This window comes from Mycobacterium sp. TH-M15, from assembly GCF_057473705.1.
The window spans coordinates 1-10,792 of sequence record NZ_JBYCLB010000312.1 but is presented as its reverse complement, the minus strand read 5'-3'; the positions used below and the strand labels follow the sequence as shown (position 1 = coordinate 10,792).

Annotated in this window: 14 protein-coding genes; 8 read left to right on the top strand and 6 right to left on the bottom strand. The window is 70.5% G+C overall.

The window, feature by feature from the left end; translation table 11 throughout:
- A partial coding sequence (locus AC2VNT_RS07285; protein ID WP_486946212.1) for a GNAT family N-acetyltransferase occupies window positions 1-437 on the top strand: 437 nt, incomplete at its 5' end.
- A gap of 246 nt (window positions 438-683) precedes the next feature.
- Here the strand turns inward: AC2VNT_RS07285 and AC2VNT_RS07280 are convergent.
- Entirely contained in the window at window positions 684-1,370 is a 687-nt protein-coding gene (locus AC2VNT_RS07280; protein WP_486946211.1) for a TetR family transcriptional regulator, read from the bottom strand.
- A 69-nt stretch (window positions 1,371-1,439) separates the two neighbouring features.
- Here AC2VNT_RS07280 and AC2VNT_RS07275 point away from each other — a divergent pair, with 69 nt between their 5' ends.
- Together AC2VNT_RS07275 and AC2VNT_RS07270 are read left to right on the top strand one after the other, a co-directional pair.
- On the top strand, window positions 1,440-2,492 hold the full coding sequence (locus tag AC2VNT_RS07275) for a ferredoxin reductase (RefSeq protein WP_486946210.1): 1,053 nt from the start codon (window positions 1,440-1,442) through the stop codon (window positions 2,490-2,492).
- 41 nt (window positions 2,493-2,533) lie between these two features.
- Window positions 2,534-3,637, top strand: coding sequence for a fatty acid desaturase family protein (locus tag AC2VNT_RS07270; protein ID WP_486946209.1), 1,104 nt, complete (start codon window positions 2,534-2,536; stop codon window positions 3,635-3,637).
- Between the two features lie 2 nt (window positions 3,638-3,639).
- On the opposite strand, the gene AC2VNT_RS07265 is transcribed toward AC2VNT_RS07270, so the two are convergent.
- Entirely contained in the window at window positions 3,640-3,852 is a 213-nt protein-coding gene (locus tag AC2VNT_RS07265) for a TOBE domain-containing protein (protein ID WP_486946208.1), read from the bottom strand.
- A 104-nt stretch (window positions 3,853-3,956) separates the two neighbouring features.
- Entirely contained in the window at window positions 3,957-4,469 is a 513-nt protein-coding gene (msrA, locus tag AC2VNT_RS07260; protein ID WP_486946207.1) for a peptide-methionine (S)-S-oxide reductase MsrA, read from the bottom strand.
- Window positions 4,470-4,583: 114 nt separating this feature from the next.
- On the opposite strand from msrA, the gene AC2VNT_RS07255 reads away from it, so the two are divergent.
- The 4 genes from AC2VNT_RS07255 to AC2VNT_RS07240 all read left to right on the top strand — a co-directional run bounded on the left by AC2VNT_RS07255 (window position 4,584) and on the right by AC2VNT_RS07240 (window position 7,481).
- Window positions 4,584-5,090, top strand: a complete 507-nt coding sequence (locus tag AC2VNT_RS07255) for a nuclear transport factor 2 family protein (RefSeq protein WP_486946206.1) — start codon at window positions 4,584-4,586, stop codon at window positions 5,088-5,090.
- Window positions 5,087-6,109: an NAD-dependent epimerase/dehydratase family protein gene (locus AC2VNT_RS07250; protein ID WP_486946205.1), complete on the top strand. Its 1,023-nt coding sequence runs from the start codon at window positions 5,087-5,089 to the stop codon at window positions 6,107-6,109. The genes AC2VNT_RS07255 and AC2VNT_RS07250 overlap by 4 nt, the downstream gene beginning before the upstream one ends.
- Window positions 6,110-6,155: 46 nt before the next feature.
- Window positions 6,156-6,536 (top strand): DUF427 domain-containing protein, encoded by a 381-nt coding sequence (locus tag AC2VNT_RS07245; protein WP_486946204.1) that lies wholly within the window; start codon window positions 6,156-6,158, stop codon window positions 6,534-6,536.
- Window positions 6,537-6,794: 258 nt separating this feature from the next.
- Window positions 6,795-7,481 (top strand): hypothetical protein, encoded by a 687-nt coding sequence (locus AC2VNT_RS07240; RefSeq protein ID WP_486946203.1) that lies wholly within the window; start codon window positions 6,795-6,797, stop codon window positions 7,479-7,481.
- A 29-nt stretch (window positions 7,482-7,510) separates the two neighbouring features.
- Here the strand turns inward: AC2VNT_RS07240 and AC2VNT_RS07235 are convergent, their stop codons facing one another.
- The gene (locus tag AC2VNT_RS07235) at window positions 7,511-7,864 is read right to left on the bottom strand and encodes a nuclear transport factor 2 family protein (RefSeq protein ID WP_486946214.1); all 354 of its coding nucleotides are present in this window, start codon (window positions 7,862-7,864) and stop codon (window positions 7,511-7,513) included.
- A gap of 111 nt (window positions 7,865-7,975) precedes the next feature.
- Between AC2VNT_RS07235 and AC2VNT_RS07230 the strand changes: the two genes are divergently transcribed.
- The gene (locus tag AC2VNT_RS07230; RefSeq protein WP_486946213.1) at window positions 7,976-8,887 is read left to right on the top strand and encodes a DNA-3-methyladenine glycosylase family protein; all 912 of its coding nucleotides are present in this window, start codon (window positions 7,976-7,978) and stop codon (window positions 8,885-8,887) included.
- Window positions 8,888-8,891: 4 nt separating this feature from the next.
- Here the strand turns inward: AC2VNT_RS07230 and AC2VNT_RS07225 are convergent, their stop codons facing one another.
- On the bottom strand, window positions 8,892-10,289 hold the full coding sequence (locus tag AC2VNT_RS07225) for a chloride channel protein (protein WP_486946202.1): 1,398 nt from the start codon (window positions 10,287-10,289) through the stop codon (window positions 8,892-8,894).
- A gap of 6 nt (window positions 10,290-10,295) precedes the next feature.
- Window positions 10,296-10,792, bottom strand: a 497-nt coding sequence (locus AC2VNT_RS07220; protein WP_486946201.1) for a TetR/AcrR family transcriptional regulator, incomplete at its 5' end; no start/stop codon positions are given.

The window sequence follows — 10,792 nt, the reverse complement described above, 5'->3', positions numbered from 1 at the left end:
GCGGCGGCGGGGTGGAGGTCGCCCGCGGCGGCGCACGGGTCGGCGGGGCGGCGCTGTGGGACCCGCCCGGCCGGTGGCGGCTGACCTGGCGGCGGCAGCTACGGATGCTGCCAGCGCTCCTACCGGCCTTCGGCCGGGGGCTGATGAGCAGGGCGCGCACGGTGAACGACATGATGGACGCGGTGCACCCGGAGGAGCCGCACTGGTATCTGGCGGTGCTCGGCAGCGACCCCACGGTCCGCGGTCGCGGCTACGGGCAGGCGCTGATGACGTCTCGGCTGGATCGCTGCGACGCCGAACACTGCCCGGCGTATCTGGAGTCCAGCAAGTTCGAGAACATCGCGTACTACCAGCGATTCGGCTTCCGAGTCACCGGCGAGATCGTGCTGCCGGACCGCGGGCCGACGCTGTGGCAGATGTGGCGGGACCCGAGGTAGCCGCGATGGTGCTGGCCGGTTACGGGCCGTGGGCAACCCGTGTTGCCGAATCCGCCCAGCACCCACACTCCGTGGGCCGGCCGGCGCAGCGACGACGGACCCGTCGCCGGATGATGCCCTTGTCCCGTTGAAAGCCGGTCGAGGCCCCATACACCCAACCGCCGTCGGGATCGTAGTCCCGGGACCCGCATTGGGCGTGGCCGTCGTGCCACCGCACGCCGGGTGTCGCTCACCGCCTCTCGCCGATCACGGCTTGCTGCGCCAGCCTGCGGCGGCGATGGTGATCATCCGAAGTTGTTTGACCGCAGCGCGTTTGATATCGGTCGGGCCCGTCGGATCGCGGGTCTCCTCGATCGCCTCGGCGATGCTGATCATCGAGTTCACGAACAGCCCGGCCAGCACGTTGAGGTCCTCGGTGGTCCACTCCTCCAGCCCGGGGAACCGGGCCAGGTCGACGGCGAGTTCGGAGGTGATCAGCCGGATCTCGGTTCGGATCGCATAGCGAAGCACGGTCACCCCGCCGGAGCGCTCGCGGTTGATGAACCGCCAGTACTCGCGGCGGGCGGCCACGCTGTCGGCCAGAACCTCCACCGACGACTCGATCACCCGGGCCGGGTCGACCTTCCCGCTGCGGGCCTCGCGCAGGGTTTCCCGCAGCGCCCGGAACGACTCATCGATCAGTACCAGGCCGAGGGCGTCCATCGACTCGAAATGCCGGTAGAAGGCGGCCGGCACGATGTTCGCCGCGCGGGTGACCTCCCGCAGGCTCAGTGCGCCGAAGCTTCGGTCTTCGGTCAGCTTCAGCGCGGCGCCGATGATCGCCCGCCGGGTCGCCTCCTTGCGTTCCCCGCGGGAGACTCGCTCGGGGCGCGGGCTCCGGTCACGCTCCGGCCGCGGTCGCCGCGACCGTGAGGTCGGTGGACGACTGTTCACGGTGTGAACGCTACCACAATTACCGAATTCCCCTTGACTCGCCGGAGGCAACAAGGCAACCGTGTACACATGTTCACCCAAATATTGGTCCGGAAGGTGACCGGCTCGAGCCTGGTAGGTCAGCTGACCGGACCGGGCGGCATCGACCGCTACACCGAGCTGGTGTCGGGCACCTGGACCCGGTCGGAGGCCCGGGCCAAGGTCGTCGCGGTCCGTCGCGGCACCCCGCGCAGCGTCACCTTGACCTTGCGTCCCAACGCCGCCTTCGCCGGGTTCCGGGCCGGGCAGCACGTCACCGTCACCGTCGACATCGGGGGGCGGCGCCGGGCGCGGTGCTACTCGCCGGCCAATGCCGAGGGCGACGAGCTGATCGAGCTGACCGTCGGCGTACACGACGGCGGTCTGGTCTCGAACCACCTGTACCGGCACGCCCGGCCGGGAATGGTGGTCGGCCTGGCGGGCGTCGGCGGCGACTTCGTGCTCCCGAAGGTCCGGCCCCGCCGGGTCCTGTTGGTCTCCGGCGGAAGTGGGATCACCCCGGTGCTGTCCATGCTGCGCACCCTGAGAGCCGAGGGCCACCCCGGCGAGATCGCCTTCCTGCACTACGCCCGCTGCCGCGCCGAAGCGGTCTACCACGACGAACTCGCCGCGATCCCCGGAGTGCGGGTGCTGCACGGATACCCCCGGTCGGCGGACGCCGGCGACGTCGCCGGCCGGTTCGGCCCCGACCATCTGCGCGCCGCGATGCCGGCCCCGGACGCGGTGTACGTCTGCGGACCGCCCGGGTTGGTTGCCGCGGTGCGCGCGCAGCGCGACGACGCGATCTGGGAGAGCTTCCGGCCGCCGACGGCGGTGGCCGCCGACCCGTCCGGTGGACGGGTGGCCTTCCTCGGCGCGCGGATCGAGATCCGCGACGACGGCCGGTCGCTGCTCGATCAGGCCGAGTCGGCCGGCCTGCAGCCGGCCAGCGGGTGCCGGATGGGCATCTGCCACAGCTGCACCTGCCGCAAGACCCGCGGCGCGGTGCGAAACCTGGTCACCGGCACCGTCTCCGACGACGCCGACGAGGACATCCAGATCTGCGTCTCGGTGCCGGTCGGCGACGTCGACCTGGCGCTGTGACCCCGAAACCTCACCACCAAACCAGCCGAGGAGAACCCGAGATGACCCGATCACAGCCCGCCCTGACCCCGGCGCAGGCCGACGAGTTCGGCCGCGAGCTGGACGCCATCCGGCAACGGGTCCTCGACGACCTCGGTGAGCGCGACGCCGACTACATCCGTCAGGTCGTCAAGGCGCAGCGCACCCTGGAGGTCGGCGGGCGAGCGCTGCTGTTCCTCGGCATCCTGCCGCCGGCCTGGCTGGCCGGCACCGCGATGTTGGGGTGCGCGAAGATCCTGGACAACATGGAGATCGGCCACAACGTGATGCACGGCCAGTACGACTGGATGGGCGATCCGGCGCTGCGCGGGCAGACCTTCGAGTGGGACACCGCCTGCCCGTCCGATCAGTGGCGGCACTCGCACAACTACATGCACCACACCTACACCAACATCGTCGGGATGGACCGTGACATCGGCTACGGCATCCTGCGGATGAGCGAGGCTCAGCGCTGGGAGCCGTACTTCCTGGGCAACCCGATCTACGCGTTCCTGCTGATGGTGCTCTGCCAGTACGGGGTGGCGGTGCACGAACTGGAGACCGAGCGGATCCGGGCCGGGGAGATCGGCTTCCGCGACAAGCGCCAGATGCTCACCGAGACCTGGCGCAAGACCCGAAAGCAGATCCTGAAGGACTACCTGGCGTTCCCGCTGCTGGCCGGTCCGTTCGCGCCGTTCGTCTTCGCCGGCAATCTGTCGGCCAACCTGATCCGCAACGTGTGGGCGTTCACCATCATCTTCTGCGGGCACTTCCCGGACGGCACCCAGGAGTTCACCGTCGAGGAGGCCGCGGGCGAGTCCCGCGGGATGTGGTACGTCCGGCAGGTGCTCGGCTCGGCGAACCTGGCCGGCGGCACGCTCTTCCATATCCTCTCCGGCAACCTGTCGTTCCAGATCGAGCACCACCTGTTCCCGGACCTGCCGGCGCATCGCTACGCCGAGATCGCCCCCGAGGTGCGGGAGATCTGCCGGCGTTACGGCATCCCGTACAACACCGGACCGCTGGCGAAGCAGTTCGGCACCGTGGTGCGCAAGATCGTCCGGTTGGCGCTGCCGTCCGGCGGCCGCACCACCCGGCCGGTGCGGCCGGAGCCGATGGCCGCGTGAGGTCAGGCCACGCCGACGGTCACCTCGGTCGACTTGATGAACACCGTCGCCGGCTGGCCGGCCTTGAGGCCGAGCTCCAACGCGGCGTCCTTGGTGACCGAGGAGGTGACCAGCTGGTTCCCGCCGTCCAGGCGCACCTTCACGATCGCCATCACGCTACCCATGTCGACTTCGGCGACGGTCCCGGTGAGTTGATTGCGCGTCGATAGCTTCATGGCGTCCTCCGATCGTCGGTGTACTCGATAAGACAAGTTCAGCACCGGTCGTCGGGCAGCACAACAGGTCTGCGGGTCCGGCCACCGGGCCGGGCGCATGACGACTACCGGCTGGCGTCCGCCGGGTGCGGCAGCGTCCAGTCCGGCCGGATGTAGTGGCAGGTGTACCCGCCGGGGACGCGCTCCAGATAATCCTGGTGCTCGGGCTCGGCCGGCCAGAAATCGCCGGCCGGGCTGACCTCGGTGACCACCCGGCCGGGCCAGCGCCCGGACGCCTCGACGTCGGCGATGGTGTCCAGGGCGATCCGCTGCTGCTCGTCGTCGAGGTAGAAGATCGCGGAGCGGTAGCTGGTCCCGATGTCGTTTCCCTGCCGGTTCGGCGTGGTCGGATCGTGGATCTGGAAGAAGAACTCCAGCAGGGTGCGGTAGCCGGTGCGGGCCGGGTCGTAGCTGATCTCGATCGCCTCGGCGTGGCCGTCGTGGTGGCGGTAGGTGGCGTTGGGCACCGTGCCGCCGGTGTAGCCGACCCGGGTGGACACCACCCCCGGCTGCCTGCGGATCAGGTCCTGCATCCCCCAGAAACAGCCACCGGCCAGGATTGCCTTGTTAGCGGTCATAGCGTCGATTATCGTCCCATCCCCGGTCATCGGGGCCGGTTTGGGTGCTGCCGCCGCCGCGCCCCAACCGGCGTAGCTCGACAAACCCAGCTAGAACGTGTTCTAGTTCTTGACGTGACCACCCCGCGATTCAGCCGCGCGGAGCTGACCTCGGCCTTCCACACCTTCGAGCAGACCGTCGCCGATGCGGCCGCCACCAAGAACTGGGATGCCTGGGTGGCCCACTACACCCCCGACGTCGAGTACGTCGAGCACGCGGCCGGCACCATGCACGGCCGCGACGAGGTGCGTGCCTGGATCCGCAAGACCATGACCACCTTCCCGGGCAGCCACATGACCGCGTTCCCGTCGCTGTGGACGGTGATCGACGAACCCACCGGCCGGGTCATCTGCGAGCTGGACAACCCGATGGCCGATCCCGGCGACGGCACCGTCATCAGCGCCACCAACATCTCGATCGTGAGCTACGCCGGCGACGGGCTGTGGTCCCGTCAGGAGGACGTCTACAACCCGCTGCGGTTCTTCCGGGCAGCGTTGACGTGGTGCCGCAACGCCGAGCGGCTGGGCACCCTCGACGACGACGCGGCCGCCTGGCTGGCCCGGCACGGGGGGCAGTCGTGAGCGGGCCCGCGCTGGTGATCGGCGCCAACGGCTTCCTGGGCTCGCACGTCACCCGGCAGCTGGTCGGCGCCGGGATGCCGGTGCGCGCCATGGTGCGGTCCGGCGCCAACACGGCCGGCATCGACGACCTGGACGTCACCCGGTTCCACGGCGACGTCTTCGACACCGAGACCGTGCGCGCGGCGATGACCGGCTGCGACGTCGTCTACCACTGCGTCGTCGACACCCGCGCCTGGCTGCGTGATCCGGCCCCGCTGTTTCGCACCAACGTCGACGGGCTGCGCAACGCCCTGCAGGTGGCCTGCGAACCGGAGATCGTCGCGGACCTGCGCCGCTTCGTCTTCACCAGCAGCTACGTCACCGTGGGCCGGCGGCGCGGACAGCGGGCGAGCGAGGCCGACCCGATCCGCCGACACGGCATCACCCCGTATGTGCGGTCTCGGGTGCAGGCCGAGGAGATGGTGCTGCGGTACGCCGCCGAGCGCGGCCTGCCGGCGGTGGCGATGTGCGTCTCGACCACCTACGGCGACGGCGACTGGGGACGGACCCCGCACGGTGCGTTCATCGCCGGCGCCGTCTTTTCCAAGCTGCCGTTCATCATGCGCGGCATCGCCGCCGAGGCGGTCGGGGTCGACGACGCGGCCCGGGCGCTGATCCTGGCGGCCGAACACGGCCGCCCCGGCGAGCGCTACCTGATCTCCGAGCGGATGGTCAGCAACGACGAGCTGGTCCGCACCGCCGCCGACGAGGCCGGCGTGCCGCCGCCGCGGCGGTCGATCTCGGTGCCGGCGCTCTACGGGCTGGCCGGGATGGGCAGCCTGAAGGCCCGGCTGACCGGAACCGACGCCGAGCTGTCGGTGACCTCGGTGCGGATGATGCGCGCCGAGGCCGCCGTCGACCACGACAAGGCGGTCCGCGAGCTGGGCTGGCAGCCCCGGCCGGTGGAAGACTCGATTCGGGCGGCGGCCCGGTTCTGGATGGCGATGCGCGACCGCAAGGAGACGCGCGGGAAGAAGTGACCGGGCGTGGCGCGTTGGGGAGCTATAAGCCGAACAGGGAGTGACCATGACCGAACGACCCGTGCTGACCCCGACCGCCGAATACCCGATCACCGTGGAGCCGACCGGCGCCCACGTCACCGTCCGTATCGCCGGTGAAGTGATCGCCGAGACCGACGACGCGCTCACCCTGCGTGAGTCGAGACACGCTGCGGTGCAATATATTCCGCTGATCGACGTCGCCCAGCAGCTACTCACCCCGGCCGAGACCGAAAGCTACTGCCCGTTCAAGGGCGACGCGAGCTACTACAGCGTCCGCACACCGTCGGGCAGCACCGTCGCCGATGCGGCCTGGACCTACCGGCAGCCGTTCCCGGCGGTCTCCGCCATCGCCGGCCACGTCGCGTTCTACCCGGACAAAGCCGAGATCACCGTCGGGTCGCGATAGGTCTCTGCTGTCGAGCCGCTGTTCCGGTGCAGCGTCACATCGGTGATCTCGTCTCCGAATGAATCGGCCGGGGTGTGGTGGCCTGAATGCCTGCCGCGGCTGTTCGCGATGTGTTTACGCCCCGGTAATGCGCGGGGTTTGTTCCGATAACCCACCGGTCCTACCGTCAACCCTGTACGTGACGCCCTGCCGCAGAACCGGGGTTACCGCTTCGTAGCAGGACCGCAGGTGCCCGTCATGCCCGCAGGAGGATGTGAGATGAATCGTCGCAAAGCGTTGCACGCCGGGCATGCCGGTGCAGCCGGTGACGAGTTGCGCGGCTTCGCCTTCGAGGTGCACCGGTTGGCGTATTCGTTCAACGGCGTCGGGGAAGCGCAATGCCTGGACCTCAGTCAGCGGATGCTCGCTGCAGCCGAGCCGGCCGCGGACGACGGAGACGCGGTGGGCCACAACGAGGGTGCGGCTGGGCGTGACGCGTCGGACCCGATGCCTGGTGCGCAGGACGTGATCTTCGCGCCGGTCAACGAGGTGGTCTACGCGGCCCTCCGGGCTCAGGCGAACGAGCAAGACATCACCGTGGGCGAACTCTCCGCCGACGTGCTGGCCGTCATCACCGGCAACCCCGGGTTGGTACGCCGATGTGAACCCGAACCGATCGATCTCCGATCTCGACTGGCGAGCGCCATCAACGCGCCCGTTGTCCATCCAGACATCGGGACACGCATTCGAACCGAGATCCGGGTTTCGCGCCTCGTTTACTCCGCCATCGGAAGCTGCACGGGGACACGTGCTTCCGACGCCGAGCAGGTCGATCAGATCGCGGCGGATCTCCTGGCTGTCGCCACCGGCCACAGCTGGGTGATACGGCGTCGTGCCCGAGCGGACATGCTCTGCCTGGCGTGGTTCCCGGTCCAAGAACACTGCGTTGGCGGCTCCCCCGACTGAACGGCGCGCGGCTCGCGGCACGGCCCGGTTCACGGTGGGGACGGGATCACCTGGGCGGCCAGCCGGGGGTCGCCGTACTCACGCACCGACACGATCCGGCCGTCGCGGGTCTCGAACAGGAAGACGAACGGGCTGTGATACCGCGGCCCGTCGGCGGTCACCAGGTCGGCCTGCGCCTCGATCACCACGGTCTCGCCCTCGTTCACGCAGCGGATCAGATCGAGGGTGAGCTCCACGGTGCCTCGGCGCTGTTCGGCCCAGCGGCGCAGCGCCGCCTTGCCGACCGATTCGCCGGTGCTGATGCTCCAGTGGGTGAAGTCCTCGCTGAGCAGTGCGAAGCCCTCCTCCAGGTCGCCGGCGTCGCAGAGGCTTTGCAGGAACATCCACGCCAGCTCGGCCTGCGGGTCGTCGAACGGGGTGGCCACCATGTCATCGTGGCGTGGCCGGCCGATGCGGTCAACGGCTGCCGGTGATCTTATGATCGCGGCATCGACATCCAGCACGTCCGCACGGTCACCTTCCCGGGTGCGGTCACTCCGGGCCTCACCCTGGCCCCGCTGCGGCGCGGACCACTGGATCCGTGCTTCCAGATCGCCGCCGACGGTGCGGTCTGGCGGACCAGCAGCCTGGAGACCGGGCCGGTGACGGCGCGGATCAGCCAGCCCGCGCGGGACGCCGTCGCCTGCACCGCCTGGGGCGACGGCGCCGAGGAGTTTCTCGATGCGCTGCCGGCGCTGCTCGGGGCCGACGACGACCCGAGCGACTTCGCGCCGACCGAACCCACCATCGCCGCGGCGCAGCGGCGAGTGCCGCAGCTTCGGCTCGGCCGCACCGGCCAGGTACTTGAGGCGCTCATCCCGGCGGTGCTCGAGCAGCGTGTCCCGGGCGCCGACGCGTTCCGGGCCTGGCGTCGGCTGGTCACCCGGTTCGGCACCCCGGCGCCGGGGCCGGCGCCGGCCCGGATGCGGGTGCCGCCGGCGGCCGAGGTGTGGCGGGCGATCCCGTCCTGGGAGTTCCATCGCGCCAACGTCGACCCGGGTCGGGCCCGCACCGTCGTCGGCTGCGCACAGCGGGCGCGTTCGCTGCAGCGACTGACCGGGCGGCCGGCGGCCGAGGCGCGGATGGCACTCACGTCGCTGCCCGGGGTCGGGGTGTGGACCGCCGCCGAGACCGCCCAACGCGCGTTCGGCGACGCCGATGCGCTCTCGGTCGGCGACTACCACTACCCGAAGATGATCGGCTGGACGCTGCTGGGCCGCCCGGTCGACGACGACGCGATGGTCGATCTGCTGGAGCCGATGCGCCCGCACCGGCATCGGGTGGTCCGGCTACTGGAGGTCAGCGGGCTGGCGGTGCAGCCGCGCCGCGGCCCGCGGCTGCCGGTGCAGAACATCCGCGCGATCTGAGCGGTCAACCGCCGGTTTCGGCGGCGACGCTGGCCCGGTCCAGGCGCTGCGCCCGGTACATGGTCACCGGGCTGCGGTAGGTCAGCAGCGCGGCGATGCCGACCGCCAGGATCGCTCCGGGCACCACCGCGAAGGATCCGGTCATCTCGGCCACCATCACCAGCAGCGCCAGCGGGGCGTGCGCCACGCTGCCGAAGCAGGCCATCATCCCGGCCACCACGAAGACGTCCGGCCGGTCGGGCACCCCGGGCAGCTCGAACAGGTGACCCAGCCGCCAGGTGGCCGCCCCGACGAACGCGCCGATCACCACGCCCGGGCCGAACAGGCCGCCGGAGCCGCCGGTGCCCACGGTCAGCGCGGTGGCGACGATCTTGGCCAGCGGCAGCACCACCACGATCCAGAGCGGGATGGTCAGCAGCGCCGCCCGGCTGGTGGCCAGCTGAATCCAGCCGTAGCCACTGCTGAGTACCTGCGGCAGCGCCAGCCCGAGCAGCCCGACCAGCAGGCCGCCCACCGTCGGCTTGAGCACCGGCCCGCCGGGCAGCCGGCGGGTCAGCGCCACGGTGGCGTGGAAGATCCGGGCGTACAGGTAGCCCGCCGCCGCCGCGCCGATCCCCAGCACCACGAACCACAGCAGCGGACCGACGTCCTCGAACCGGTACTCGGCGTCGACGAAGCCGAACATCGGTGTGAAGCCGAGGACCGCACCCCGCACCGCGTAGGCGGTGCCCGAGGTGAGCAGGCCCGGTATCAGGACCCGATAGTCCAGGTCCCGCCGGTAGATGATCGACGCGGCCAGCACCGCCCCGCCGAGCGGGGCGCTGAAGATGGCACCGATGCCGGCGCCGATGCCGAGAGCGACCGCCAGCCGGCCGTCGTCGTCGGACAGGTTCAGCCGGCGGGTCAGCAACGAGCCGAATCCGGCCGAGATCTGTGCGGTCGGTCCCTCACGTCCACCGGAGCCGCCGGAGCCGATGGTCAGCGCGCTGGCCACCAGCTTCACCAGCACCACCCGGGCGCGGATGCCGCGCGGATCGGTGTGCACCGCCTCGATGGCCTCGTCGGTGCCGTGGCCCTCGGCCTCGGGGGCGAACCAGGCGACGACCAGCGCCGAGAGCAGTGCGCCACCGGTGGTGATCAGCGGGATCGCCCACGGCCGGCGGAAGCCGGGCGAGCCCGGGTCGCCGCCCTCGCTGAACGGCGTCGGGATGCGGTAGTCGGCGAGGTAGCCGAGCAGGAAATCGGTGGCGTAGCGCAGCGCCAGAAAGAACGCGACGGCGCCCAGTCCGGCGATGGCGCCGATCGCCGGCCCCAGGATCAGCCACGTGGTCAGGTACCCGGAGCGCCGGACGAACCGCCCGAACCGTTCGCCGGCACCGCGGCGCCGGCCGTGCGGCGTCATCCGCGGTCAGCCGACCGCGGTGTCGGCGAAGCGGCCCGAGTCGAGCGCGTGCAGCAGCTGATCGGCGATCCACTCCAGCACCGTGCCGTCGCGGGGCAGCAGGGTTTGTTCGTAGCCCACCAGCAGGTACAGCGACCAGCTGGCGAAGAGCTGCGCCGACCGCTGCTGGCCCAGGATCGCCAGCGAAGATTCGTACATGATGTCGTAGCGGATCTGGTCGACCTCGGTTTGCAACGCATGCACCTCGGGGTCCGCCGAACTCCAGGAGCGGATCGCGGCCTCGGCGCCGTGCGGTTGCGACAAGCCGACCTGAATCGCCAAGTCGATCCGGCGGCGTGGGTCCGGTTCGGCGCGCAGCAACTCCACCTGCTTGAGGGTGTGCTCGTCCATCCAGTAGCGGACCAGCTGGCTGGTGTACACCGACCAGCTGGCGAAGAAGTGGTAGAAGGAGCCGGTGGTCACGCCGAGCCGCTTGCAGACCTCGGCGAGCTTCAGCCCGCTGT